At 68.7% G+C, this 26,162-nt stretch carries 23 protein-coding genes and 2 riboswitches; of the genes, 10 read left to right on the top strand and 13 right to left on the bottom strand.

Annotated features, from left to right (window positions below):
- Positions 1-60 precede the first annotated feature (60 nt).
- Positions 61-1,128 (top strand): sensor histidine kinase, encoded by a 1,068-nt coding sequence (locus BCL67_RS15715; RefSeq protein ID WP_308737942.1) that lies wholly within the window; start codon positions 61-63, stop codon positions 1,126-1,128.
- Between the two features lie 261 nt (positions 1,129-1,389).
- The gene (locus BCL67_RS02595) at positions 1,390-2,631 is read left to right on the top strand and encodes an acyl-CoA dehydrogenase family protein (protein ID WP_106121897.1); all 1,242 of its coding nucleotides are present in this window, start codon (positions 1,390-1,392) and stop codon (positions 2,629-2,631) included.
- Between the two features lie 67 nt (positions 2,632-2,698).
- Here BCL67_RS02595 and BCL67_RS02590 read toward each other — a convergent pair whose 3' ends face one another.
- The 5 genes from BCL67_RS02590 to BCL67_RS02570 all read right to left on the bottom strand — a co-directional run bounded on the left by BCL67_RS02590 (position 2,699) and on the right by BCL67_RS02570 (position 10,700).
- The gene (locus tag BCL67_RS02590; protein ID WP_106121896.1) at positions 2,699-4,195 is read right to left on the bottom strand and encodes an L-serine ammonia-lyase; all 1,497 of its coding nucleotides are present in this window, start codon (positions 4,193-4,195) and stop codon (positions 2,699-2,701) included.
- Between the two features lie 24 nt (positions 4,196-4,219).
- Positions 4,220-5,416 (bottom strand): glycine cleavage system aminomethyltransferase GcvT, encoded by a 1,197-nt coding sequence (locus BCL67_RS02585; RefSeq protein WP_106121895.1) that lies wholly within the window; start codon positions 5,414-5,416, stop codon positions 4,220-4,222.
- A complete protein-coding gene (gene gcvP / locus BCL67_RS02580) occupies positions 5,413-8,358 on the bottom strand; it encodes an aminomethyl-transferring glycine dehydrogenase (protein WP_106121894.1) in 2,946 nt (981 codons plus the stop codon). The genes BCL67_RS02585 and gcvP overlap by 4 nt, the downstream gene beginning before the upstream one ends.
- Positions 8,359-8,394: 36 nt before the next feature.
- Positions 8,395-8,520, bottom strand: a riboswitch (glycine riboswitch).
- A gap of 1 nt (position 8,521) precedes the next feature.
- A riboswitch (glycine riboswitch) is annotated at positions 8,522-8,652 on the bottom strand.
- 44 nt (positions 8,653-8,696) lie between these two features.
- Positions 8,697-9,965: an FAD-dependent oxidoreductase gene (locus BCL67_RS02575; RefSeq protein WP_106121893.1), complete on the bottom strand. Its 1,269-nt coding sequence runs from the start codon at positions 9,963-9,965 to the stop codon at positions 8,697-8,699.
- A gap of 24 nt (positions 9,966-9,989) precedes the next feature.
- Positions 9,990-10,700 (bottom strand): M23 family metallopeptidase, encoded by a 711-nt coding sequence (locus tag BCL67_RS02570; protein ID WP_106121892.1) that lies wholly within the window; start codon positions 10,698-10,700, stop codon positions 9,990-9,992.
- 118 nt (positions 10,701-10,818) lie between these two features.
- On the opposite strand from BCL67_RS02570, the gene BCL67_RS02565 reads away from it, so the two are divergent.
- Positions 10,819-11,523 (top strand): class I SAM-dependent methyltransferase, encoded by a 705-nt coding sequence (locus tag BCL67_RS02565; protein ID WP_106121891.1) that lies wholly within the window; start codon positions 10,819-10,821, stop codon positions 11,521-11,523.
- Between the two features lie 32 nt (positions 11,524-11,555).
- On the opposite strand, the gene BCL67_RS02560 is transcribed toward BCL67_RS02565, so the two are convergent.
- Positions 11,556-11,942: a winged helix-turn-helix transcriptional regulator gene (locus BCL67_RS02560; RefSeq protein ID WP_106121890.1), complete on the bottom strand. Its 387-nt coding sequence runs from the start codon at positions 11,940-11,942 to the stop codon at positions 11,556-11,558.
- 73 nt (positions 11,943-12,015) lie between these two features.
- Between BCL67_RS02560 and BCL67_RS02555 the strand changes: the two genes are divergently transcribed.
- Both BCL67_RS02555 and BCL67_RS02550 read left to right on the top strand, forming a co-directional pair.
- Positions 12,016-12,426 carry a RidA family protein gene (locus BCL67_RS02555; RefSeq protein ID WP_106121889.1) on the top strand — a complete coding sequence of 137 codons (411 nt, stop codon included), beginning with the start codon at positions 12,016-12,018 and terminating at the stop codon, positions 12,424-12,426.
- 38 nt (positions 12,427-12,464) lie between these two features.
- Positions 12,465-13,511 carry a hypothetical protein gene (locus BCL67_RS02550; RefSeq protein WP_219886350.1) on the top strand — a complete coding sequence of 349 codons (1,047 nt, stop codon included), beginning with the start codon at positions 12,465-12,467 and terminating at the stop codon, positions 13,509-13,511.
- Here BCL67_RS02550 and BCL67_RS02545 read toward each other — a convergent pair.
- Genes BCL67_RS02545 through BCL67_RS02535 form a run of 3 tightly spaced genes read right to left on the bottom strand, consistent with a single transcriptional unit; the run spans position 13,459 to position 16,319 of the window.
- Positions 13,459-13,887 carry a solute carrier organic anion transporter gene (locus BCL67_RS02545; protein ID WP_146131059.1) on the bottom strand — a complete coding sequence of 143 codons (429 nt, stop codon included), beginning with the start codon at positions 13,885-13,887 and terminating at the stop codon, positions 13,459-13,461. The genes BCL67_RS02550 and BCL67_RS02545 overlap by 53 nt on opposite strands.
- 2 nt (positions 13,888-13,889) lie before the next feature.
- Positions 13,890-14,897 carry a DUF368 domain-containing protein gene (locus BCL67_RS02540; RefSeq protein ID WP_258174695.1) on the bottom strand — a complete coding sequence of 336 codons (1,008 nt, stop codon included), beginning with the start codon at positions 14,895-14,897 and terminating at the stop codon, positions 13,890-13,892.
- 60 nt (positions 14,898-14,957) lie between these two features.
- Positions 14,958-16,319, bottom strand: a complete 1,362-nt coding sequence (locus BCL67_RS02535; RefSeq protein ID WP_181255859.1) for a 5-oxoprolinase subunit C family protein — start codon at positions 16,317-16,319, stop codon at positions 14,958-14,960.
- A 104-nt stretch (positions 16,320-16,423) separates the two neighbouring features.
- Here BCL67_RS02535 and BCL67_RS02530 point away from each other — a divergent pair, with 104 nt between their 5' ends.
- Entirely contained in the window at positions 16,424-17,704 is a 1,281-nt protein-coding gene (locus tag BCL67_RS02530) for an MFS transporter (protein WP_106121886.1), read from the top strand.
- Positions 17,705-17,858: 154 nt separating this feature from the next.
- Here BCL67_RS02530 and BCL67_RS02525 read toward each other — a convergent pair whose 3' ends face one another.
- From BCL67_RS02525 to BCL67_RS02515, 3 genes are all read right to left on the bottom strand, one after another.
- Positions 17,859-18,800: an SDR family oxidoreductase gene (locus tag BCL67_RS02525; RefSeq protein WP_106121885.1), complete on the bottom strand. Its 942-nt coding sequence runs from the start codon at positions 18,798-18,800 to the stop codon at positions 17,859-17,861.
- Positions 18,801-18,932: 132 nt separating this feature from the next.
- Positions 18,933-19,757, bottom strand: coding sequence for a putative hydro-lyase (locus BCL67_RS02520; protein WP_106121884.1), 825 nt, complete (start codon positions 19,755-19,757; stop codon positions 18,933-18,935).
- Complete coding sequence (locus tag BCL67_RS02515) at positions 19,754-20,950, bottom strand: NRAMP family divalent metal transporter (protein ID WP_106121932.1); 1,197 nt, start codon at positions 20,948-20,950, stop codon at positions 19,754-19,756. Before BCL67_RS02515 ends, BCL67_RS02520 begins: the two co-directional genes overlap by 4 nt.
- A 527-nt stretch (positions 20,951-21,477) precedes the next feature.
- Here BCL67_RS02515 and BCL67_RS02510 point away from each other — a divergent pair.
- The 4 genes from BCL67_RS02510 (at position 21,478) to BCL67_RS15710 (ending at position 25,424) form a co-directional block, all read left to right on the top strand.
- Positions 21,478-23,346 (top strand): ABC transporter ATP-binding protein, encoded by a 1,869-nt coding sequence (locus BCL67_RS02510; RefSeq protein ID WP_106121883.1) that lies wholly within the window; start codon positions 21,478-21,480, stop codon positions 23,344-23,346.
- 67 nt (positions 23,347-23,413) lie between these two features.
- Entirely contained in the window at positions 23,414-24,121 is a 708-nt protein-coding gene (locus tag BCL67_RS02505; protein ID WP_106121882.1) for a spermidine synthase, read from the top strand.
- A 175-nt stretch (positions 24,122-24,296) separates the two neighbouring features.
- Positions 24,297-24,539 carry a hypothetical protein gene (locus tag BCL67_RS02500; protein ID WP_106121881.1) on the top strand — a complete coding sequence of 81 codons (243 nt, stop codon included), beginning with the start codon at positions 24,297-24,299 and terminating at the stop codon, positions 24,537-24,539.
- Positions 24,540-24,572: 33 nt separating this feature from the next.
- On the top strand, positions 24,573-25,424 hold the full coding sequence (locus BCL67_RS15710; protein WP_258174693.1) for an FHA domain-containing protein: 852 nt from the start codon (positions 24,573-24,575) through the stop codon (positions 25,422-25,424).
- 52 nt (positions 25,425-25,476) lie between these two features.
- On the opposite strand, the gene BCL67_RS02490 is transcribed toward BCL67_RS15710, so the two are convergent.
- On the bottom strand, positions 25,477-26,154 hold the full coding sequence (locus tag BCL67_RS02490; RefSeq protein ID WP_106121880.1) for a GntR family transcriptional regulator: 678 nt from the start codon (positions 26,152-26,154) through the stop codon (positions 25,477-25,479).
- Positions 26,155-26,162: the final 8 nt, after the last annotated feature.

The following is a 26,162-nucleotide window of genomic DNA, read 5'->3' as shown; positions in this document are numbered from 1 at the left end:
AACATCCTGACGCTGGCTACGATCGGCTGGATCTGTGTAGACGTCTCACTGGCGTTGATCATGACCCCCGGCCCATTGGTCCAGACAGTCCAGTTCGGATACCTAGTCTGGATTCTCACCGTCGCGATGTTCTGGCTGCACCCCGCGGCGGGGGCTCTTGCGGCGCTCGGCGGTGCTGTGGCTGGAATGCTCGCCAGCTCGCCTTTCGAAACTCTCCCACTGCTGATCCTGTTCTCAGGGTTCAGTGCGCTCTACTGCTCATCTTGGGTTCGACGCGTATACCTGCTGGCTACCCTTTGTTTTTCAGCCATTCTCGGAGCGGTGCAGAGCGACCCCGTCCTGGCTGCGGGATACGGACTCTCCGCAGCCATGCTCATGACTGTCTCCTACCTGATTGGGCGGGCGACGAGAAGACAACTTGCGTCGCGCCTGTCGACGGAGAGGGAGTTGGTAAGGCTGCAAGCTACTCATGAAGAAGCCCTTGCGGGTGAACGCCGTTCGATCGCGAGGGACCTCCACGACATACTGGCTCACGACCTCACTGTGATTTCCATGCAGACGCAGGTCGCCGCCGCCACCGGGACGCCGGAATCGCGTGCCGCGGCGCTGTCACAGATCTCTCAGTCCGCCAGCGCCGCGCTTCACGATCTCCGACGCGTGCTGCTGGTGCTGCAGCGCGAGAACATCATCGGCGCCGCCCCCGGCGATGCGCCGGAGCTGGATCTGGAGTCGGGGCTCCAGCGCTTCACCGAGCGCCTCGAAGACCTGGGCTTCACGGTCGAGACCTCGGTGCACGGGGACCTCAGCTCGATCTCACAGTCCGTGGAGGCCTGTCTGTACCGCATTCTGCAGGAGTGCACCACGAACGTGGTCAAGCACGGCGCACGCGGCCAGGGCCTCAACGACTGCACCATCGAGCTCGAGGTCAAGGAGGCCACCGTAGACCTCGCTGTGACCAACCGGACCGACCCTGCTCAGACACCAGCGCCGAAGCATGCAACATCGGGGACCGGGCTGATCAGCATGGAGGATCGCGCGGCGACCTATGGCGGCACGATCGAGGCAGGCTCACCCGCCAAGGGCATCTGGAGCGTGCAGGTCTCCGGCATCAAGCTGCGGCTGCGATGAGACCCCCAGAAACAGAGAGGCTCGGACGGTGCCGTTCCCACCGTCCGAGCACTGGCATCAGCCGAGGTCCCGCTCCGAACCCTTGCACCGTAACTCGGAACGCCTCGAGGCTGGCGCCTCTCCCTGAATCGTGCACCACTGATGCACGTCCAGTATCAGTATATCCGGCATGCACCATCGCCTGACTAGTGGACTTTTGTCCACAGTTTGCAGACGCAACTATGCTCCCGCTGGTTGTGACTATCGAGTAACATGTGTGCCATGACACATCACGCCCCCGATGCCTCGGTTGATCCGATCTACGACGTCTCCACCGCACAGGACCTCGACTACTACGGGGTCTTTGATGATCTCCCCGCGGCAGATCGACAGTGGTGGGCTCGCGCCCGCGAGTTCTCCGCAGGGCTGGAGACCCGGATGGCGCAGCACTGGGAGCACGCCGAATACCCGGTGGACCTGGTCCGCAAGGCCGGTGGGCTGGGACTGCTGACCGACGGGGTCGACGTCTCCGAGGCGTCCATGGAGACCCTCTCCCCGATGGCCGCCGGGCTGGTGAACATGGAGACCTCCCGGGCAGACGGCTCACTGGGCACCGCCCTGGCCGTCCAGGGCGGGCTCGCGCTGCGCACCCTGGCGTACTTCGGCTCCGCGGACCAGAAGGCGGAGCATCTGACCAAGCTGGCCACCGCCGAGACGCTGGGGTCCTTCGCGCTCACGGAGCCCACGCACGGCTCGGACTCGGTCTCGTTGGAGACCACTGCCCGGCTGGTCGGGGATGAAGACTCCGGCTACTACGTGATCAATGGCGCCAAGAAGTGGATCGGCAACGGCGCGTCCGGCGGTCTGACCTTCACCTGGGCCCGGGTCGTCGGCGGTGTCCATGACGGTAACGTCCGCTGCTTCCTGGTCGACCAGGACACCCGCGGCTATCGAGCCGAGGTGATCCAGGGCAAGGCCTCACTCCGGGCGATCCACCAGGCGTTGATCCAGTACGAAGACGTCGAGGTTCCCGCCCACGCCGTGCTGCCAGGCGCCAAGACGTTCAAAGACGCCTCCAAGGTGCTCTTCGCGACCCGGCTGGGAGTCGCCTGGTCCGCCGTCGGGCATGCCTCGGCACTGGTGGAGGCGGCCCTGAGCTATTCGAAGCAGCGCGAGCAGTTCAGCCGCCCGCTGGCCAGCTTCCAGCTGGTCCAGGAGCGCCTGACCTGGATGGTCTCAGAGCTGACCTCGATGCAGCTGCATGTGCGCCAGGTGACCGAGCGCGATATGGCCGGCACGCTCACCGGCCCACAGGCCTCTCTGGCGAAGTATCACAACACCCGCAAGGCCCGGGCGATCGCCCAGGTCGCCCGGGACATGCTCGGCGGCAACGGGATCCTGCTCAAGAACAAGGTTCCGCGCCATATGGCCGACATCGAGGCGATCCATACCTATGAAGGCACCGAGTCCGTGCAGAGCCTGATCATCGGGCGCGACCTGACCGGGTACTCGGCCTTCGCCTAGCGGCAGCACGGGGCGTCGGGACGGCCAGGCGCCCCGCGATCAGCACTCAGCACTCAGCACTCAGCACTCAGCACTCGACGACGTTGACCGCCAGCCCGCCCAGGGCTGTCTCCTTGTACTTCGAGGACATGTCCTTGCCCGTCTCGCGCATGGTGACGATGACCTCGTCCAGGGAGACTCGGTGATCACCGTCGCCCATCAGCGCCATCCGGGCGGCGTTGACGGCCTTGGTCGCGGCCATGGCGTTGCGCTCGATGCAGGGCACCTGGACCAGTCCGGCGATCGGATCGCAGGTGAGTCCGAGGTTGTGCTCCATCGCGATCTCGGCGGCATTCTCCACCTGATTGGCAGTGCCGCCGAGGACCTCGCAGAGCCCGGCGGCGGCCATCGAGGAGGCCGAGCCGACCTCACCCTGACAGCCGACCTCGGCGCCGGAGATCGATGCCTGCTCCTTATAGAGCACCCCGACCGCAGCGGCGGTGAGCAGGAACCGCACGGCGATGTCCTCGCGCTCCTCCTCCCCGCAGTAGCTCGCGCCGGGTCCGTAGTGGGTGGCGTAGAACCCGACGGCGGGAATGATCCCGGCGGCGCCGTTGGTCGGAGCGGTGACCACCCGTCCGCCGGAGGCGTTCTCCTCGTTGACCGCCAGCGCCACCAGGTTCACCCACTCCTGCCAGTAGGCGTGGGTGCGCCCCGGGTCGTCCTTCCACATCCGGGCATGCCAGTCGGGCGCGCGACGGCGGACCTTGAGCCCTCCGGGCAGGTGTCCCTCGCGCTCCAGGGCTGAGTTCTTGCATTCCTCCATGACCTGCCAGAGGTGCAGCACCTTCCTGGTGATCTCCGCGTCGGCCTCCTCCGCGGTGCCGCCGTGCCGGGCGAGGTGCAGCGCACGCTCATTGGCCAGCATCACCCGGGAGACCGGCAGGCCGGAGCGGGCGCAGTGCTCCATGAGCACGGCGGCGGTGGTGAACGGATAGGGCACTTCGGCGTCCGGGGTGGCCAGCGCCTCCCCCAGCGAGGCGTCGGAAGCCACCGCATCGGATTCCGAGAGCACGAACCCTCCCCCGATGGAGTAATAGATCTCCTTGGCCACCTGCTCTCCGCCGGCGTCGAGCGCGGTGAGCGTCATCGCATTGGTGTGCCGATCCATCACGGTCAGCGGGCGCTGGATGAAGTCCTCCACCCGCAGCGGGATCTCCTTGCCGGCCTCCTGGGCGCCGGCGTCGTCCTGCTGCTCGTGCGGCGCTGCGGCTGACTGGGCGGCCAGCTGGATCCTGCCGCTGGCCTCCATGGCGGCGAGTCGGGAGTCGACCTGCTCGGGCAGGATCGTCTCCGGGTCCCAGCCCTCCAGTCCCAGCAGCACCGCGGTGAAGGTTGCATGCCCGCGCCCGGTGGCCGAGAGCGACCCGTAGAGGTCCACCTGCACCGACTCGGTCCGCGCCAGCGCCTCGGGACTGGCGAGCTGCTCGGTCACGAACCGCCGGGCGGCGCGCATCGGTCCCACCGTGTGTGAGGACGAGGGCCCGATGCCAACTCGGAGGAGGTCGAAGATGCTGATGGTCATGGAGAGTCTCGAATCCTGGTCCGGTCAGCTTTCGCGGCGGTAGAAGGGCAGCGGGACCACTTCGAAGGGCTGCGGCTTGCCACGCAGATCGACGTCGAGCCGGGTGCCCGGTTCGGTGTGGGCGATGTCGACGTAGGCCATCGCGATCGGGTAGCCCAGGGTGGGGCTGGGCAGCCCGGAGGTCACCGTGCCCACTGTCATACCTGCATCGTCCCCCTCCACGGCGAGCACCGGGTAGCCGCCGCGGCCAGCGCGCTTGCCCAGTCCTTTGAGTCCGACGAGCCGCTGACCGGTGGTCTTGCCGCGCCCCTCGGCCTTGGCCGCCTCCAGGGCGGCGCGGCCGACGAAATTCTCCGCCTTGCTGAAGGAGACCACCGGAAGGCCGGCTTCGAAGCTGACCCGTTCGGTGGAGAGCTCGTTGCCGTAGAGCGGCATCCCGGCCTCCAGGCGCAGCGAGTCTCGGCAGGCCAGACCGCAGGGGACCAGGCCGTCGTCGGACCCGGCCTCCAGCAGCGCCAGCCACAGGGCGTGGGCCTTGTCATTGGGCAGGAACAGCTCGAACCCGTCCTCACCGGTGTATCCGGTGCGGGCGAGCAGGATCTCGTCGCCGCCGATGCTCACCGTGGTGAACGCGTAGTAGCCCAGCTCCTCGACCAGGAAGGTCTCATTGCCGCGCACCACGGAGCTGATGATCTTCTGCGCGGCGGGCCCCTGGACCGCGATCAGGCTGATGCCTTCGGATTCGTCCCACACCTCGACGTCGAAGCCGGCGCTGCCGGAGGAGTCGCCGGCGGAGGAGTCGCTGCCGGCGGGTGCGCCGTCGAGGATCGGGCCGGCGGCGGCGCGCTCGGTGAGCGCCGCGGCGACCACCTCGCGGTTCGACGCGTTGGGGACCAGCAGGTACTCGTTCTCGTCGATCCGGTAGGCGATCAGGTCATCGAGGATCCCGCCGTCCTCCCGGCAGATCAGCGAGTACTTCGCCTTGCCGATCTTGACCGCGGCGAGGTTGCCCACCAGCGCGGTGTTCAGGAAGGTCGCGGCGTCGGGGCCGACGATCCGGATCTCGCCCATATGGGAGAGGTCGAAGAGCCCGGCGGTGGTACGCACCGCACGGTGCTCCTCAAGCTCCGAGGTGTACTTCAGGGGCATCTTCCAGCCGCCGAAGTCGGTGAAGCTGGCGCCCAGGTCGGCGTGGGCGGCGCTCAGCGCGGTCTCTCTCATGCGGTGCTCTCCTCGAGCTCGAAGGCCTCCGGCGGTGGGCAGGAGCAGACCAGGTTGCGGTCGCCGTGGGCGCCGTCGATCCGGCTCACCGGCGGGAAGTACTTGTTCTGAAGCAGGTTGCGCACCGGGAAGGCCGCCTGCTCACGCGGGTAGGCGCGGTCCCAGGCGTCACCGGCGACGACGGCGGCAGGATGCGGGGCCAGGCGCAGCGGTGACTCCGCGGCGCTGATCCGCTCCTCGATGATGTCCTGGATCTCGGCGCGGACACCGATCATCGCGGCGATGAACCGGTCGATCTCGGCCAGGTCCTCGGACTCGGTGGGCTCCACCATCAGCGTCCCGTTCACCGGGAACGCCAGGGTGGGGGCGTGGAAGCCGTAGTCGATGAGCCGCTTGCAGACGTCCTCGGCCGTGATCCCGGAGGCCTTGGTGAGCTCGCGCAGGTCCAGGATGCATTCGTGGGCGATCAGCCCGTGCTCCCCGGTGTAGAGGGTCGGGAAGTGCTCCTTCAGCTTCGCGGCGATGTAGTTCGCGCTCAGCAGTGCATGGGCGGTGGCACTGGTGAGCCCCTCAGAGCCCATCATCGCGAGATAGGCCCAGGAGATCGGCAGCACTCCGGCGGAGCCGAAGGGAGTCGCCGTCACCGGGGCGCCGTCGCGGCCTTCGCCCTCATGTTCCCCGGTGGCCCAGGAGGCCCCGACGGAGGTGCTCGGCAGGAACGGCTTGAGGTGCTCGGCCACGGCCACCGGGCCGACGCCGGGTCCGCCGCCGCCGTGCGGGATGCAGAAGGTCTTGTGCAGGTTCAGATGGGAGACGTCGCCGCCGAACTCGCCGGGCTGGGCGAGACCGACCAGCGCGTTGAGGTTCGCGCCGTCGATGTAGACCTGGCCGCCGGTGGCGTGGATCTTCGCGCAGACCTCGCGCACCTCGGTCTCATAGACGCCGTGGGTGGAGGGGTAGGTGAGCATGATCGCGGCGATCCGGTCCGGGTGCGCGGCGATCTTGGCCTCCATATCGGCCATGTCGATGGTGCCGTCCTCAGCGGTGGCGACGACGACGACCTGCAGTCCCGCGAGCACCGCCGAGGAGGCGTTGGTGCCGTGGGCCGAGGCCGGGATCAGGCAGATGTCCCGGGCGGCGTCACCCTGAGCGAGGTGGTACTGCCGGATGGCCAGCAGTCCGGCGTACTCCCCCTGGGAGCCCGCGTTGGGCTGGATCGACACCGCGGCATATCCGGTGACCTCGGCGAGCCGAGCCTCCAGATCCGCGATCATCTCGCGCCAGCCGGTGGTCTGCGTCGCCGGGGCGTAGGGGTGGATCCCGGCGAACTCGGGCCAGGAGATGGCTTCCATCTCGGTGGCGGCGTTGAGCTTCATGGTGCACGAGCCCAGCGGGATCATGGTCCGGTCCAGCGCGAGGTCGCGGTCCGAGAGACGGCGCAGGTAACGCATCATCTGCGTCTCCGAGCGGACCTCATGGAAGATCGGGTGGGTCATGAACTCCGAGGTGCGGGTCAGGGACTCGGGAAACGCGAAGTCCTGGTCCTGCGCGGTGGTCTCTGCCTGCGAGGAGGCCTCGAGGGAATCCTTGACGCCGAACGCCTGGGCCACGGCGCTGAGCTGCGCCGGCGTCGTCGTCTCGTCGGTGGAGATGCCGACGACGTCCTCGCTGACCCGGCGCAGGTTGACCCCCGCGGCCTCGGCGGCGGCGATGACCTTCTCGGCCTGATCGTGGGAGTCCAGCCGGACCTGGACCGTGTCGAAGAAGGACTCAGCGACCAGCTCCTGACCGGCGGCGCGCAGCGCGGTCGCCAGGGTGCGGGCGTGGCCGTGGACCCGCTTCGCGATCCGGGTGAGCCCCTCGGGGCCGTGGTAGACCGCGTACATTGAGGCGGCCACAGCCAGCAGCGCCTGGGCGGTGCAGATGTTGGAAGTGGCCTTCTCGCGGCGGATGTGCTGCTCGCGGGTCTGCAGGGCGAGCCGGTAGGCCGGGCGGCCCTCGGCGTCCTTGGAGACTCCGACGAGTCGGCCGGGAAGCTGGCGCTGCAGCCCGGACTTCACGGCCATGAAGGCTGCATGCGGGCCGCCGAAGAACAGCGGGACGCCGAAGCGCTGGGAGCTGCCGACCGCGATGTCCGCGCCCTGCTCGCCGGGTGAGGTGATCAGGGTCAGGGCGAGCAGATCCGCGGCGATGGTGACCATCGCGCCGCGTTCCTTGGCCTCGGCGATCACCGCGCGGTGGTCGACGACGGCGCCGGAGTTGGCCGGCTGCTGCAGCACCAGTCCGCAGATCTCACCGTCGGGCAGGCCGTCGGCGGCGATGTCCACGGTCTCGATCTCGATGCCCAGCGCGTCGGCCCGGCCCGCGACCACGGCGAGGGTCTGCGGGAAGATGTCGGCGTCGAGCACGATCTTGGCGGTGGCCCGCTTCTTGTTGCCGCGGCGCATCAGCAGGATCGCCTCGGCCACGGCGGAGGCCTCGTCCAGCAGCGAGGCGTTGGCGATGTCGAGGCCGGTGAGGTCAGCGACCATGGTCTGGAAGTTCAACAGCGCCTCGAGCCGGCCCTGGGAGATCTCGGGCTGGTACGGGGTGTAGGCGGTGTACCAGGCGGGGTTCTGCAGCACGTTGCGCAGGATCACCTGCGGGGTGTGGGTGTCGTAGAAGCCCTGACCGATCATCTGGGTGCGCGGCTGGTTCTTCTCGGCGTAGCCGCGCAGCGCCTGCAGCGTCTCGGCCTCGGAGAGCGCCTCGGGAAGGTTAAGCGGCTCTGGCTGGCGGATCGCTTCGGGGACAGCGGCGTCGACGAGCTCGGCGAGCGAGTCGTAGCCGAGCGTCTCCAGCATGGTGGCGGCGGTCTCGGAGGTGGGCCCGATGTGTCGGGCGGAGAACTCGGTGGCGTCGGGGGCGAGCGTGGAGCTGCGACGGACAGATGTGACGGTCATAGAGGAACCTTCCAGGCATGGAGATAGCGCGGGTTCCTCCCCCGCTCTGTGATGGACCTGAGAGATTCACCGGTCATCGCACCCGTCAGACGGGGCGCAACCGGCTTGCACCTTCGGTGAGCGCGCCAGAACGACTGCCTGACGTGCTGCTTTCCAGAGTTGCCACCCCTGCACGGTACTGAGTGCCTGAGAGGTTCCCGGGGAGGATATTGCTCCTTCGGCGCCGGATCCGCGCCCAGGTCTGCAGTGAGGACACTGCTCTGGGCGCCAGCCGGACTCTCCCACACAGGGGACGTGGCGATGATTCAGTTTCCCTTCATTGTGCCACAGCAGTGTTTTCAGCCACGTTTCACGATGCGCTCACCGAGGTCACCGCTGAGCGGGGTGCGCACGTGTTCCGGGAGCAGGCCCACCCCGATCACGCGGGCGGTGATCCGGCGCAGCACGGGCGAGCTGAGGCGCAGCAGCGTCGCGCCGGCCCGCGGGACGACCCGTCGGCCCTCGGTGGAGCGCACGATCACCCGATGTCCCCGCGCCTGGATGCCCTGCATCAGCCTCACCGGCCGCTCCCGCCTGGACTGCACGGCCGCCAGCGTCTGCTCGGCGACGGCTCCCTGCCGCAGTTCTGCGCGGATCGCATTGGCCAGGGCCACCGCGTCCTGGATCGCGTAGTTCACGCCCACCCCGAACATCGGGGACATCGCGTGGGCCGCATCCCCGATGGCGATGAATCCCGGCCGGTGCCAGCGCGGGAGCCGGTTGATCTGCACGGTGAGCAGCTTGATCTGCTCCCAGTCGGTGAGCGTGTGGACCACCTCACGCAATATCGGGGCCGCCCGGACGAGTCTGGTGCGGAACGCCGGCAGCCCGGCGCGATGCAGGCCTTCGAACCCACCCTTGCCGATGATCAGGCCGGATTGGTAGGTGTCGCCGCGGTCGATGGTCAGCACCATCCCGGCCGAGGAGAGGTGACCCAGCGTGGGCGCCCCGGGATCGGCGGGCTTCGGGAGGCTGAACCAGAGCACGTCGATGGGCACCCCGGTCTCCAGCGGGGTCAGCCCTGCGGCTGCCCGCAGGGTCGAGGATCGTCCGTCGGCGGCGACGGTGAGCCGCGCCCGGATCTCCTGCTCACCGGAGGCAGACCGGACGCGCACTCCGAGGACCGCGGCGTCGTCGTCTTCGCCGGGCCTCGGGCGCTCGCGCAGCAGGTCGGTGGCCTCGGTGTCCATGCGCAGGTCGAACTCGGGCAGGGCCTGTGCCTCGCGGGCCAGGAAGTTCAGAAAGTCCCACTGCGGGGCGAGGACGAGGAAGTTGTCCGGTGGCCGCAGCACGCCGAAATCGACCAGGGTCAGCCGCGCCCCTTCGATGACGGCGTCGAGGGTGGAGAGTCGAGTGACCGGCAGCGCCAGAAACTTCTCGCGCAGCCCGAGCTCGCCCAGGAGCGTGAGCGTGGAGGGGTGGATGGTGTCGCCGCGGAAGTCCCGGAGGAAGTCGGAGTGCTTCTCCAGCACGGTGACCTCCAGTCCCGCGCGGGCCAGCAGGTATCCCAGCATCATTCCGGCGGGGCCTCCCCCGGCGATCACGCAGTCCCGCCGCGGCTCGTTCATCGGTATCGCCTCCTCAGCACACCGTCAGGGCCGCACCGGCCGGACGGGCTGCACCACGGAGGAGTTGGTCGGGACGCCGCGCTGGATCAGGGCCGTCTCGCCGCTGCGGAGCTGTTCGCAGAAGTTCCGGAACGCGATCGGCGTGCCGTGCGCGCGGGGCAGGTCCAGGCTGTCCATGGCCTGGAGATGGAGATGCGGCTGGGTGGAGTTCCCGCTGTAGCCGCACTGGGCCAGCACGTCTCCGGTGGAGACCTGCGCTCCGGGCGAGAATCGGATCGATCCGCGCTGCAGGTGCACCAGGGCGAGGAAGCTCCCGCTCAGCGGCTCCTCGATGATCACGTGGTTCCCGGCGATGGCCGCCGGTCCCTCACGGATCCGCGCCGGCTGACCGAGCATGTAGCCGATCAGGTTCACCTGCGATCGCCGGGCCGCGTGGTCATCTTCACCGTCGTGGACCACTCGTACGGTCCCTGGGCACGGTGCCAGCACCTCTTGGCCATAGGCGAAGAACAGCTGCGGCGGCTCCGTGGCCAGGGTGCTGCGCCAGCTCCTCGACCCGGCGGTCCGACCACGGGCGTCCACGGCGATGAAGTCGATGGCGTATCGGATGCCGAAGAGATCGGTGCCGTGGCTCGGCACACGGTTCGCTGGGCTGTTCTGCACCTTCCAGGGACCGGTGAAGGGCAGGGAGAGCTCCATGGGGCGCCCTGAGAAGGAGGGGAGCCGTGACGGCATGGTCCAAGCTTAGGGTGGCGCGCTGCCGAAGTCTCCGGCACCTGACCCACCGTTGCAACCGGATAAGTTCCGCCACGACACCCCTTGTCAGCGCGTCGAACTCTGCAAGAATCACGTCATGGCTCTCCACGACTTCGTCCCGGCGGCGAACCAGGGCGCTGATCCGGCGGTCTACGAGATCGAGAATGAGGCGATCGACCCTCAGGGTGTGCTGTGGACTGCCCTCCGCCAGGCCGCCGACTGGCGACACAAGGTGCTGGTGGATCTCGGCTGCGGCTCGGGCTATTGGCTGCAGAAGTACTCCGAGTCGGAGAAGACGATCGGGATCGAGCCGGATGAGCGGCTGCTCGATGCGGCCCGCGGCCGCACTCGTCGGGCAAAGGTCTTCCACGGGTCGGCGGAACATATTCCGCTCGCCGATTCCAGCGTCGATGTGGTCCATGCGCGCTTCGCCTACTTCTTCCCCTCCGAGGACTTCGACCCGTCGGCGGGCCTGGAGGAGGCCGCTCGGGTGCTGCGTCCCGGGGGCCGGCTCGTGGTGATCGACAACGACCACGTGCTCGGTGAGTTCGCGGCGCTGCTGCGGACCAGCGCCCCAGCCGCCGCGCAGGGTCGGGACGGCTACCCCTCCGACTGGTGGCGGGAGAAGAGCGCCCGGACCGCGGCGGTGATGAGCCGGTGGCAGTTCCATAGCCGCAGCGACCTGGAGCGGGTCCTGAACCTGAAGTTCCCCGCCGACGTCGCCGGGGACTGGCTCCTCAGACACCCGGAGCGGCTCGGCCTCTCCTACGGGTATCTGCTCCACATCTGGACCAAGGCGTGAGGTTCCAGCACCGTTCGAACCCCGTGCGCTGATCAGACCCCGGATTCACGGTCACGCTCCTGGTCGAACCGCGCCCGTGCGGCCTCGATCCTGGGCATCTGCGCGCTCGCCCAGCCGAGGATCTCCTCGATCGGCGGTCGCAGGGTCTTGCCCAGTCCGGTGATCCGATATTCCACGGCCACTGGACGCGTGCCCAGAACCATGCGCTCGATGACCCCATTGCGTTCGAGCCGGCGCAAGGTCGCGGTCAGGGACTTCTGCGTCACGGAGGGAATGGTGCGGCGGAGCTCGCTGAAGCGCGCCGGACTCTCGCACAGCTGGTTCAGCACCTCCAGCGACCATTTGTCGAGCACCTGATTCAGCAGCTCCCGATGCGGTGCGCTGATCTCGAAGGGCAGCGTGGGCGTGGTCTCCGTCATGACACCTGGTTTCGTTGAAGTGACTCTGGGCTACGAGGTATCAATAGAATACCTACTAGCCGAGGAGCATGACATGAGCGTCGAACTCACCTCCCCCACCGGTCTGATGCAGCCGGTTCCCTACCATCACGTGGCCGTGGCGACCGGAACTCGTCAGGTCTACATCTCCGGGCAGACCGCGCGCGCTGCAGACGGAGCACCGGCGGCACCCGGGGATCTCGCCGGGCAGGTGGCCGCCGTCCTGCGCAACGTGCATATCGCGCTCGCCAGTGCCGGCGCCGGGTTCACGGACGTGGTGCGCCTGACGTTCTACGTGACCGACTGGCGCCCGGAGAAGATCGAGGCGTTCATGGGCGGCGTCGAATCGGTCGCGCAGGAGCTCGGACTGCCGATCCCGCTGCCACCCTCGTCCCTGATCGGCGTGGACTTCCTGTTCGAACCGGACGTCCTGGTCGAGGTGGAGGCCACGGCCGTGCTGGACTGATCCCTCGGCCGGCCTGCCCTCCGAGCTAGTCTGAGGTCATGAAGCTCACCTCGGCACGGGTGCTCTGGGACATGGTCGACGGACCGATGCCGCGTGGCCTGTTGGGCGTCGGGGTCGGAGACCTCCACGGCGACGACGAACACTGGACGCTGTTTCTCGGCGGATTCTCGACCACCTTCCGGAACCGGCTCTATACCGCCAGGGCGCCGCGGAGAGCAGACCCGGCGACCGCGCCATGGACCCTGGACGTCGATGCCCGTGGCCGTGCTGCGGCGCTGATCGAGGACGCCGCCCCCGCGGCCTGGGACCGCGGCGGGATGCACACCCCGTCCTACGTGCCCGCCTCGGCAGAGGCTCCGGCGCGGATCTACTACGCCGGTCGGGCCTCGCGCCGCCACGTCGGGCCCGGGAGCAGCTACGCGATCGGCGTGCTCGAGGAACACCAGGGCCGCTGGGTCCGCCGGACCGCGCCGATCCTCACCGGACGTGGCCCCCGGCCCAGCGTCTTGGAGCCCCGGGTGCTCCAGCACGGCGACCGTTACATCATGTGGTTCTTGGCAGCTCCGCACGAGGTCGCCCCGGGCGAGCAGCCCGACTACGAGCTGCGCTCCAGCACCAGCGCGAACGGCATCTCCGGGTGGACCACGCCTGAGGTGTTCGCGCTGTCCGCGGAGGGATTCTTCGACGTCGCGCCGGTGCGCCTCGGGGAGACCTGGGCGATGCTGCTGGCACGCGGCACGAACCTGCACGGCACCGCGCCCTATCCGCCCCAGGGACTCTGGATCATGCACGCGGAGACTCCCAGTCCGCGGCGGACGAGGTGGAGTGCCCCCGAACGCATCCTGGACACCGACACCCCGGACACGCCCGCGTGGATGGGGAGCGGCGTCTGCGACCCGGCTGCGGTCGTCGACGCCGCGGGCACGCTCACCGTCTTCGTCTCGGGGACCCGTGCGTGCCGGAGCTGGAGCTCGCTCACCCTCGAGCAGCTGCGCCGCTTCAAGAAGCCTCCGGTGCCGGCGCCGTCCTTCCTCAGCGCCGCCGCGCTGCGGTTCTCGGATCCTGGTAGACCAGCCCCAGGGTGAACAGCGTGACGGCGGCCGAGAGGTGCAGCAGGAGTCCCGCGAACGGGACCAGTCCAGGTCCGAGGCTCTCCGCCGGCATCGCACGGACCAGGGCGTCGCCGCCGATGAAGAACACCGCCGCCAGCAGCGCCACCCCACCGAGGAGCCCCCGGAGGCTGCGGCGCAGCGCGGCGAGGTACAGCGCGTAGAGCGTGCACAGCGCGGCGGCGAGGGACCCGGTGCCGGCCACCAGGCTGAGCTGCTCCGCGCTGATCAGCCGGGACATGGCCAGGGCGAAGCCGGCCGGCGGGACGAGGTTCAATGCCGCGCCGAACAGCAGCAGCGTGCGCGGGCGCCCCGGCGTCGTCGTTCTCGGCCCTGGCTCGGGGCTCGCCATCGCTACCGCGTCTGGCGCTGGGAGAGCCGGTAGTCCAGGAGCACCAGCACCAGGACGACGGCGAATCCGGCGGCTCCCAGACCGAGGGCCACCCCGAGGTTCTCTCCGGGACCCAGGAGCGTCCGGCCCTCGTCCTGCCAGGGCCACAGTGTGCGCAGCGCCCCCACCATGACACCGGTGAGCACCACCATGGTGATCCGGTGGCGGTGATCCAGCAGCCATTTCAGGCCCTTGACGATGCTGATCACGCCCAGCACCATTCCGAGCGCGAAGATGCTCAGGTAGGCGAGGTCGAAGTCTGCCGCGGCGCGCAGCGTGGGCTCGTACAGGCCGAAGGTCAGCAGCAGGAAGGATCCGGAGAGCCCGGGCAGCAGCAGCGCTGAGACGGCGATCGCGGCCGCAGGCAGGATCACATACCAGGTGGGCTCCACGGCGGTCGGCGGCAGCGAGACCAGCCAGAAGGTCAGCGCCGCCGCGAGGATGCCCGCCAGCAGGTGCGAGGCCTTCAGCGGACCCGAGCGGTCCTGCCAGGCCATCTGCAGCGGCACGAGGATCGAGGCGAGCACCATGCCGAAGAAGGTCGCGCGGGTCAGCTCGGGGTAGGTCTCCACGGCCGTGGCCATCGGACCGGCCACGGTGAACACCGCGATGATCATGCCCACCATGACCGGGATGATGATCTTCCAGTCGACCAGGCGCAGATGGTGCAGGGATCCTTCCCGACGGTCCGGTCCCGTGATCAAGGTCCGGCCGGCGGAGACCACGTGGGAGGCCGAATCGATGAGCTGCCGGTAGATCCCGACCACCAGCGCGACGGTGCCTCCGGAGACTCCGGGGACCGTCTCCACGGTGCCGATCATCGCTCCACGGATCAGGTTCCCCGGCAGGGAGGTGCGGCGCGTCGGGATCGGCGCATCAGCAACCTGCGCGGAGGGCGGGGACGCGACGTCGCCCTGTGGGCTGGTCTGGGAGGCAGAGTACTCGGCAGAGATGATGGACTCCTCGGTCACAAAGGTCGGGGGAAGCGGAGGTGGCGCCCGCGCTGGGGCACCGCGACGTCGGCCATTATCTCATCGAGTTCTGACTGCACCCAGCGTCTCGGGGTCCACGGCCTGGAATCGCACCTCAGCGCCGCGCGGCAGCTGTGCCGCCAGCGAGAGGTCTTCGCGCACCACGACTCCGAGCACCGGGTCCGAGCTGGTCACCGGGTGTTCGGCCAGCGCCACGGCGGGCTGGCCGGAGTCGGTGACCCAGATGGATCCGCGCATCAGCGGTTCCGCCGGCAGCGCCTCGGACTGGGTCCGCCGGATCGGATCGTCTCCCTCGAGCACCAGGCTCGCCCGGCTGGACTCGATCATGACCTCCCAGGGCTGACCCTCGAGCCGGGCGAGCCCGGCGGTGCTGGCCCGGCGGGTGCCGAAAAACTCGACCCTCGGGCCCGGGGCGTAGCGCAGCACAGTGGCCTGCTGCGGCAGCGGCAGCGGGGTGGGCGCCACCGAGGCGATGCCCACGAAGCGCGACGCCGCGCCGGCCAGTCCGAAGCGGTCTCCCGCCTGAACCGGGGCCGGCCCGATCCCAGCACCGATGTCCGTGGAGGCGCTGCCCAGGACCACGGGCGCCTCGAGCCCGCCGGAGATGCCCAGATAGCTGTAGACCCCGCGCTGCGGCGCCCCGAGGTGCAGCACCTCTCCGGGGAAGACCCAGAACGGCGCGCGGCCCGGGGCAGAGCGGGTACGCTCGATGGTCTGGGCGATCTCGGTGCCGCCCCGGGAGGTCGGCACCGCTTCCTGGGTGAGGACCTCCAGGGACACCTCGGCGCCGGTCACGGCGAGGATCGAGGTCTGACAGAGCCGCACGCTGAGGCCGCCGCCGGCGATCTCGAAGACCGCAGCGGAGTCGTCGTTGCCGATGAGCCGGTTCGCTTGGCGCGCGGCGGAGAAGTCGGCTGGCCCGGCCCGGCCCACACCGCTCGCGCCGTAGCCGTAGCGGCCCATGTCCTGGACCAGGATCTGTCCCGGCGCCTCACCGACCGAGGCTGGCAGCACCTCCACCACGGCCTCGCGCGGCTGCAGCGCGAGCGCCGGGGCGTAGGCCTGGGGAATCTGCGGCGCAGGTCGCGCCGGAGTCGGGCGATCCATGGCTGGGGTCGGCGCGCCGGCTCGCTCCGTTGCGGCAGTCTTCTCCCCTGCGGCGTCCTCCGCTGCGGCGAGCCTGCGCCGGCGCAGCTTCAGCCGCTTGGCCTGTTTGAGCGCAGTCTGGGCGTCGCGGCGCCGACGGAAGTCCACCAGGACGGTCTTGACCCCGGGAATGGCATCGATCTGGCCGGTGAAGGGCTGCTCGGCAAGATGCGCCATCAGGGCGGGGTGATCCTTCTCGGCGGTGACCTCGATGAGGAGGGCCCGCTGCCCCACTTCCCGGACGCTGTGAATCATTCTCCAAGCGTGCCACACCGAGGTGTTCATCCCCTGACCCGGTGGTAAGCGAGAACACGGGCGCCAGGGGTCGTTTCCCCTGCGAACCATGAAAGAATCGGGCTGTGATCGCCGCCAAGAGGACCTCCGCTGCTCCGAAGGAGCCGCTCTTCACCAAGGACTTCCTGCTGGCAATCGTGATCAATCTCTTCCTGGCCATCGTGTTCTTCGTCCTGGTCACGGGTCTGGCGGTCTACGCCGCGGAGGAGTTCTCGGCCGGGGAGACCGCCGCCGGGTTCGCCGCCTCCGCCTTCGTGGTCGGCGCGCTGGCCGCCCGGATCTTCGCCGGGAAGTACGTGAACTTCTTAGGCCGGCGGCGCACCGTGCTGGCCTGTCTGGTGGTCTACGTGCTCGCCGGTCTCGCCTACCTGGTGGTCGACAGCTACGAGATGCTCATCGCGCTGCGCGCGGTGCACGGGATCTCGTTCGGCTTCGGGCAGACCGCGCTCAATGCCGGGGTCTTCGCGATGATCCCGCGCACCCGCCGCGGCGAGGGTGCCGGCTACTACCTCTTGGCGAACTCGCTGCCGCCGGCGATCGGACCGCTGGCCGCGATCCAGCTGACCCAGCGCTATGACTTCTGGGCGATGTTCGTCGCGGTCACCATCGTCTCGGTGATCGCGCTGATCTTCTCGCTGTTCCTGCGTCTGCCCGAGGACAAGCCGTGGCGCACCAGTCTGCGCGAGAAGCTGACCCTGCGCCCGCGGGACATCATCGAGCCCCGGGCGTTCAAGATCTCTCTGGTGGCGATGCTGCTGGGCATCGGCTTCGCGTCGGTGATGACGTTCCTCAACGGCTACGCGCGAAGCCTGGACATGGTGGACGCGGCCTCGCTCTTCTTCGTGATCTATGCCGGAGCGGTGCTGGTCTCGAGGCTGTTCATGGGCAGGATCCAGGACCGCTTCGGGGACAACTGGGCGGTGTATCCGGCGGTGATCTTCTACATCGTCGCGATGGGGCTGCTCGCCTGGGCTCCGAACCAGGGGGTGCTGCTCACCGCGGGGGTGCTGGCCGGGTTCGGCTTCGGCTCGCTGCTGCCGGTGCTCCAGGCGATCATCGCCTCGGACCTTCCCGCGCACCGCACCAGCATCGGGATCTCGACCTTCTTCATCATGCTCGACGCCGGGTTCGGCTTCTCTCCGCTGCTGCTGGGCCCGCTGGTGAGCTTCGCGGACTACCGCTTCATGTACGCGATGTGCGCCGGCGTCGTCGTGCTCTCGCTGGTGCTCTACTGGCTAGTCCATGGCCGCCACGACGTGCACCAGGGCGTGGCGCGCCGGATCCCGCGCTCCGGTCCCCGGGGCAAGGACGACGACGGCGCCGCATCGAGCCCGCACGAGGGCTGACGCCAGGTCACGACGGCTGACCCCTGGGTCACTGCGCCTGGGTCACTGCGCCTGGTCGGAGCTCGATGGGCGTGGCTGACGCAGAGCGACGGGGCGACGCATCTGCGTCGCCCCGTCGCTCTGGGTCAGGAAGCTGCTCTGGTCTCAGCGAGCACTATGGCGTCGGTGTGCCGCCGTTGGCGTTGAGCGTCTCGCCGCTGACGTAGCTGGACTCCGGGGAGGCCAGGAACACGAAGGCCGGCGCCATCTCCACCGGCTGACCGGGGCGGCCCAGCGGCGTGTCGTGGCCGAACTCGGGCAGCTTCTCCTTGGGCTGACCCTGGGTGGGCTGGATGATCGTCCAGACCGGGCCGGGAGCCACGGCGTTGACCCGGATGCCTCGGGGCGCGAGCTGCTGCGCCAGGCCCTTGGTGAAGTTGTTGATCGCGGCCTTGGTGGCCGCGTAGTCCAGCAGCATCGGGTTGGGCTGGTAGGCCTGGATCGAGGTGGAGTTCACGATGGTCGAGCCTGGCCCCATGTGCTTGAGCGCGGCGCGGGTCAGCGTGTACATCGACTTGATGTTGATCTGGAAGGCCTCCTCGACCTGCTCATCGGTCAGCTCCTCGAGGGAGTCGTTGATGATCTGCTTGCCGGCGTTGTTGACCAGGATGTCGAGGCCGCCCAGCTTCTCTGCGGCGGAATCGGCCAGTCCCTCGCGGTACTGCTGGTCCATCAGGTCACCGGGCAGCGCGACGGCGGTGCGTCCGGCGGCTTCGATCGCTGCGATCACGCGCTCGGCGTCCTTGCCCTCGGCCGGGAGATAGGCGATGGCCACATCGGCGCCTTCGCGGGCGAAGGCGACCGCGGTGGCGGCACCGATCCCTGAGTCACCGCCGGTCACCAGAGCCTTGCGGCCCTGCAGGCGACCGAGACCTCGGTAGGAGTCCAGACCGATGTCCGGCGTCGGCTCTGCGTCCACCTCCAGGCCCGGCTCGGCCTGATCCTGCTTCGGCGGGGAGATCTTGCTGTGCCGGGTGGTCGGATCGTCGAAGGCCAGCTGGGTGCCCTGCAGCTCGCTGATGGCGGGGAAAGGTGTATGCGTTGATTCGGTGCTCATGAGTTCGACTGTATGGCCGAGGCCAGACGGCCCGCAAGGACCGTCGAGCGTCTAAGCCCATGAGGTTTCACACACCCTGGACTGGGAATTAAACCAGTGCAGGCAGACCGTTGCGTGCGTGGCGTCCGGACATCAGGGCACCTGGAGTGCGGCGTTGGGCAGGTCAGTGATCAGCATGTGTCCCGGCGCGTGGCTGATCGCGAGCTCAGGCCGGGACTCCATCACCGCTGCCTGCGGAGTGACCCCGCAGGCCCAGAAGACCGGGGTCCAACCGGCGGGGATCTCGACCGGATCACCGAAGTCCGGTGCCCCGAGGTCGGCGATGCCAAGCTCTGCGGGGCTGCCGATGTGCACCGGGGCGCCGTGCACGCCGGGATAGCGCGAGGTGATCCGCACCGCGTCGGCGATCTGGCCTGCCGGCAGCGGACGCATCGAGACCACCAGCGGTCCGCCGAGTCGCCCCGCCGGCGTGCAGCGCAGCGCGGTCTTGTACATCGGCACGTTGACGCCCTGTTCGATGTGCGCGATCGGGATCCCGGCCTCGAGCAGCGGAGCCTCGAAGGTGAAGCTGCACCCGATGAGGAAGGCCACCAGGTCCTCGCGCCAGTGCTCGAGCGCGTCGTCGGGTTCGGCGATGAGCTCTCCGTCGCGGTAGACCCGGTAGGCCGGGATGTCGGTGCGCAGATCGCCCTCGGCCAGCAGCGGTTTCGCCGCGCCGGCGTCGTGGAACTGTCCCGGTTCGAAGACGCCGAGCACCGGGCAGGACTTCGGGTTGCGCTGGGCGAAGAGCAGCATGTCGAAGGCCAGGTCTCGGGGCAGGGCCAACAGGTTGACCTGGGCGAAGCCGGGGCTGATGCCACTGGTGGGCCGCCGCAGCCCGTCACGGAACTGTGCGCGGGCTGCGGCGGGACTCAGCTGCCCCGGGCTGACCGCGACGCGATCTGGGCCGTGGCTCATCCCTCGGTCCAGAGGCTGGCCAGACCGCCCAGCGAGTTGTAGCCCATATAGATGGTCAGCAGCCAGACCACGACGCCGAGGATCAGCAGCCACTTGGGGTACTTGTAGCCCTGCAGCAGGTCCCGGCGACGCCACGCGACGTAGAGGATCACGGCGAAGCCCAGCGGAAGCACGGTGCCGTTGAACGCGCCGGCCATGATCAGCAGGGTCTGGGGCGCCTGGCCCAGCATCAGGTACACGGCGGTGGTGATCACCAGGAAGCCGAAGAAGTACAGGTTCTTGGTGCGGTCCTTGGTGTTCTTCGTGGTCAGGAAGGAGACCGTGGTGTAGGTGCAGCCCAGGATCGAGGTGATCGCGGCGACCCAGAAGACCGCGCCGAAGACCCGCAGCCCGATCTCACCGAGGGCCACAGAGAACGCATCCGCCGCGACGTTGTCCTCTGCCAGGACCACGCCGGTGGAGACCACCCCGAGGACGGCCAGGAAGAGCAGGAAGCGGATGAGCGTGGCGACCATGATCCCGAGCACCGAGGTCTGCGAGATCGCCTTGACGTTCTCGACTCCGGTGTTGCCCGAGGCGATCAGCCGGTGGGCGCCGGCGTAGGTGATGTAGCCGCCGACGGTGCCGCCGATCAGCGTGGTGATCACCAGGAACTCCACCTGGTCCGGCACGAAGGTCTGGCGCAGCGCCTCGCCCAGCGGCGGGGCGGTGGTGACGGCCATGAAGATCATCAGCAGGATCAGCACGGCGCCGCAGGCGACGACGATCCGGTCCAGCGCGATGCCGGCCTTCTTGGAGAGGAAGATCAGCAGCGCCAGGATCACCGAGAGCGCGCCGCCGATGCGGGCGTCCATGCCGGTCATGGCGTTGAGGCCCAGTCCGGCGCCGGCGATGTTGCCGATGTTGAAGACGATTCCGCCGAAGAAGATCAGTGCGGCGAGCGCCCAGCCGAGCCCGGGCAGGATCCGGTTGCCCAGGGTCTGGGCGTAGAGCCCGGAGACCCCGAGCACCCGCCAGACGTTGAGCTGCACGGCGATGTCCACCAGCACCGAGATCAGGATCGCGAAGCCGAAGGCGGCGCCGAGCTGATAGGTGAAGGTGGCGGTCTGGGTGATGAAGCCCGGTCCGACCGCGCTGGTGGCCATCAGGAACATCGCCCCGAGCAGCGCGGTGCGCCGGGTCCGGATCAGCATCGGACCGCTGGCTTCGGGACTGTCGGTCTCGGTGCGCCCAGGGTGCCCGGCACTCACGGTGCCGTCACTGAGTGTGGCTTCGCGGTGTGTGCCGTCGCGATGCGTGGCGTCGTCGATCGGTGGGGTGTCTTCGGTCTTCGGTGTGCGGGGTGCATCCGCTGAAGACGATCTGGGGGTTGAGGCGTCAGCCACAGGAGCCCTCCGTGGGTGAGTAGGGGGAACACCGTCGACACCGTGCGCAGTGCACATGTGACATACGTCTATTCCGTGGATCACGGCTCACAGTACTGTTGTTCAACAATCCAAGCAAGGGATTGTGGAACAATCGGCGCACGTTTTACATGCTCTTCACATGCGGCGGCCCCGGATGGCGGCGAGGATCCGCGGCTGATCCGCCTCGAAGGCCGGCTGACCTGGGGTGAAGAAGCCTGCCGGAATGCGAGTAGCGTTATATCGGTTGTGGGCTGTGCGCTCGACGGCGCCGCTGCAGTCAGCGCGGCAACACTGGAGATCTTGGGGGTTTGTGCGTGAGCATGGAACGCGCGGCATGGGGCTCGCTGTACAGCATGACCCACGCGAAGAAGGACTACCGGCCGTTCAACCGGGAGACGCTGACGCGCATCGGCCGGTTCGCCCGTCCCCACCGGACCCGGCTGACCTGGTTCCTGATCCTCTCGGTGGTCACCGCCGCGCTGGCGGTGGCGACCCCGCTGCTGGCCGGTCAGGTGGTCAATGCGATCACCGGCTCGGAGGAGGTGGGTGTCGTCATACGACTGGCCGTGCTGATCGCGATCATCGCGGTGGCCGACGCCGGGTTCAACATCCTCAGCCGCTGGCTCTCCTCGCAGATCGGTGAGGGGCTGATCCTTGATCTGCGCACCGCCGTGTTCGATCACGTGCAGAAGATGCCGATCGCGTTCTTCACCCGTACTCGCACCGGCGCGCTGGTGAGCCGGCTGAACAACGACGTCATCGGCGCGCAGCGCGCCTTCAGCGGCACCCTCTCCGGCGTCGTCGGGAACCTGGTGATGGTGATCCTGACCATCATCGCGATGCTCTCGCTGTCCTGGCAGGTCACACTGCTGGCCCTGGTGCTGCTGCCGGTGTTCGTGGTGCCGGCCCGCCTGATGGGCAGCCGGCTCGCCGCGCTGCAGCGTGAGGCGGCGAACCACAACGCCACCATGGGCACCCAGATGACCGAACGCTTCTCCGCCCCGGGCGCCACGCTGATCAAGCTCTTCGGCCGTCCCGACGAGGAGTCCGCGGAGTTCGAACGGCGCGCCCGCCGCGTCCAGGACATCGGGATCAAGACCGCGATGCTGCAGTCGACCTTCATCACCGCACTGACCCTGGTCTCCGCACTGGCGCTGGCGCTGGTCTACGGCCTGGGCGGCTTCTACGCGATCGTCGGCGAGCTCGAGGCCGGCGCCGTGGTGTCTCTGGCCCTGCTGCTCACCCGGCTCTATGCGCCGCTGACCGCCCTGGCCAGCGCCCGGGTCGAGGTCATGAGCGCGCTGGTCAGCTTCGAGCGGGTCTTCGAGGTCCTGGACCTGAAGCCGCTGATCACCGAGAAGCCCGACGCCACGCCGCTGCCCGAGGGTCCGGCCGGGGTCGAGTTCGACAACGTCACCTTCTCCTACCCCTCCGCGGAGAAGGTCTCGCTGGCCTCCCTGGAAGAGGTCGCCACCCTGGACCAGCGCGGCGGCGAGGAGGTGCTCCACGGGATCAGTCTGCGCGTGGAGCCCGGCCAGACCGTGGCCATCGTGGGCTCCTCAGGGGCCGGCAAGTCCACCATCGCGGCACTGCTGGCGCGGCTCTACGACGTGGACTCCGGCTCGGTGCGGATGGCCGGGGTGGATCTGCGCGACACCACCTTCGCCTCGCTGCGCGCCACCCTCGGCGTGGTCACCCAGGACGGGCACCTGTTCCACGACACCATCCGGGCCAACCTCACCCTCCCGGCGCCGGGCGCCACCGATGAGCAGGTCTGGGACGCGATCCGCCGGGCCCGGCTGGAATCGGTCGTGCATTCCATGCCCGACGGCCTGGACACCGTCGTCGGGGAACGCGGCTACCGGCTCTCCGGCGGCGAGCGTCAGCGCATGACCCTGGCGCGGCTGCTGCTGGCCCAGCCCCAGGTCGTCATCCTCGATGAGGCCACCGCCGCGCTGGACTCCACCTCCGAGGCCGCGGTGCAGGCCGCGCTGACCGAGGCCCTGGTGGGGCGCACCGCACTGGTGATCGCGCACCGGCTCTCCACCGTGCGCGCCGCCGACGCGATCCTGGTGGTCGAGGCCGGGACGATCGTGGAGCGCGGCACCCACACCGAGCTGCTCGCGGCCGACGGGCGCTATGCGGAGCTCTACCGCACCCAGTTCGCGACCGAGGATTCCTGAGGCCGCTCCCGGTCCTGCGCCTTGCGCCCTGCGTAGGATGGACCCGCAATCGAGGAGAGGCACCCGTATGATCGCACGGTTCGAAGAGCTCGACTGGCAGCAGACGCCGATGGGCGAGCTGATGCTGCGCCGACGCACCGAGCCCGGCACCGGCACGCAGATCTATGAGGTGAAGCTCGGCGAGGAGTTCCTCATGTCGAGCCTGTTCACGGTGGCGGAGGAACAGATGTCGATCCTGGGCCTGGCCGCGGCGAGGGGCGAGACGCTCGACGTCGTCGTCGGCGGTCTCGGGCTGGGGTACACCGCGGTCACCGCGCTCGCTGATGCGCGGGTGTCCCGGCTGCAGGTCATCGACGCGCTGCCTGCCGTCATCGACTGGCACCAGCGCAAGCTGCTGCCCGTCTCCAGCCAGCTGGTCGAGGACCCGCGGACCACGCTGCGCCACGATGACTTCTTCGCCGTGATGCGGACTCCCCCGGCGCCGGACGCGCTCGGCCACGACGTCATCCTGCTCGACGTCGACCATTCGCCGCGGCACACCCTTGACCCCAGCCATGCCGATCTCTACACCACCCAGGGACTGACCGCGCTGGCCCGGCACCTCGCCGACCACGGGGTCTTCACCCTGTGGTCCGATGACCCGCCGGATGAGGAGTTCATGGCCACGCTCTCGAGCGTCTTCGACGACTGCCAGGCGCACGTCGTGGACTTCGCGAACCACATCACCGGAGGCACCTCGTCGAACACCGTCTACGTCGGGATCAGGCGCGGGTGACGGCCAGCCCTCCTGGGCACGTGGCTCCCGCGGCGTAACACGACGTAATGTGTGGTCAGCGGCACATCAGCTCTTCCAAAAGGACGTGTTCCGGGTCAAGATGACGGTGAGCGAGAGCTCACCCATCCTCTGCACCGCAGCGATGCGGGGCCGACACTGTTCAGGAGACGCGGCGATGACTGAGAGCACCCGAACCGAGAGCGTGAACCCCCAGGGCAACCAGCCCCATCAGATCGGGGACTGGGCCGATCTCGGCCAAGAGATGTGGTCCTATCTCACCGGCCGAGGTGCCGCGGTGAACTACACGCTGCAGGACATGACCGTCGAGGTCCCCCGAGACATCGGACCCGATGCCCCGCGTGCGGTGTGGAAGTTCAACGGCACCCTTCGGGTGACCACCAGTGATGAAGCGAGCTGATGATGATCGGCTGCGGCTGAGCCGGGAGCGGTCATGCACCTAGACATCGATCTCACCGTCAGCGTCACCCAGGTCGAGGCGGACGGCACCCCGGCTGACCCGATCAACGCCACCATCACTGCGGCGGGTCGGCACATCGAGGTGCGCACCGAGGACGCCTCGCTGCTCGACGGCATGCCGCGCTCGATCACGCGAGCCGCCGATGCGTTCGCAGCCAAGCTGGCGGAGCGGGACCTGACGCTCTCCGTGATCGGTCCTGCCGGGGAGATCGTCAGCCTGGGCGCGGTGAAGACCACGGTGATGAGCCGGGTGCTGACTCGGTCGAAGCATATTCGGCTGGGCTCGCTGAAGTCTCTGCCGCGCTTCGCGGGTTCGGGGTCGGCGGGCTCGGAGAGCCCGTCCTCGCTGATCCCTCCGGAGACGCCGTGGCCGCCGGCCCCGACGTTCAATCGAAGGATTCGCCGCCGGGTGACCACCACCCATGCCCCGCGTGGTGCGGGGCGTCCGCGGCTGATCATGAGCCGCACCGACCAGCCCGACGCGAGACCGTTGGAGTTCAATCTGCTGGCCGATCGGACGCTGATCGGCAGCGACGAGTCATCGGACCTGATGCTGGCCGGGCTGGACCCGGTTCACGCCGAGATCCTGCACGACTCGGTCGATGAGTATGTGATCGTGCGTCACGGGGCGATCGGTGGCAGCGGCAGCGCGGAGCCTGGGGCGTCGATCACGCTGCGCACCGGGTCTCGGATCGACCTGGGTCTCTGGCGGCTGGTGTTCCTGCGCGAGGAGTACGCCGATCATGGTCGGCCCTTCGGGGGCCGTCAGGGTGGGGAGTTCGCCTATCAGAAGCCGCAGTTCGACCCGTACCGGCAGCAGGGCTGATGAAACCGGGAGCCGGGCTCGGTCGAGTCCGGCTCCCGGAGCAGGTCCCGGCTCAGCGGTTCAGGTGCTCCAGCAGCTCCGCCTCGGCGGCGTCGAGATACTCCAGCAGGTAGTCCTCGGCGGCCTGCCGGTCATCCTGACCGAGCAGCCGGGCAAGCTCCCGGTTCCGCTCGATGTAGCTGTGGTGGAAGCTGGGCTGCTCGGACTTCGCGTGGAAGGCCAGGCGCATCCGTGCCAGCACCTGCTCCATGAGTGCATCGATCATCGCGCTGCGCACCTGCGCCGCGATGGTCCGATGGAAGACCTGATTGGCCTGGGCCATCGCGGGAATGTCACCGCGCTCGCGCGCGACCTCCGCGGCTGAGACGATCCGATGCAGCTGATCCAGCTCCTCGGCGGGGAACTCTGCGGTGCGCACCGCTCCGACCTCCAGCACCCTGCGCACCCGGTAGACCTCGGCGATGTCCTCGGCGGTGGGCTGGTGCACGAACACTCCGCGGTTCGGATGACGCTCCACCAGGCCCTCGGAGGCCAGGATCTGGAATCCGCTGCGCAGCGTGTGCCGCGAGATGTCCAGCTGGCGGGTCAGCTCGACCTCCGGAAGCTTGGTGCCCGGACGAATCGTGCCGGCCGAGATCGCTCCGCGCAGCAGCTCCGCGACCCGCTCAGGGACCTGAGCATGCTCGCTGAGGCCCTCGGGCGATAAGGAGCTCCACATCACGTCGGTCATGGCCCCAA

The organism is Nesterenkonia sandarakina (assembly GCF_003003175.1).
Taxonomy (GTDB): Bacteria; Actinomycetota; Actinomycetes; order Actinomycetales; family Micrococcaceae; genus Nesterenkonia; species Nesterenkonia sandarakina_A.
The sequence above is the reverse complement of the archived record's forward strand: the minus strand, read 5'-3'. Positions and strand labels throughout refer to the sequence as shown.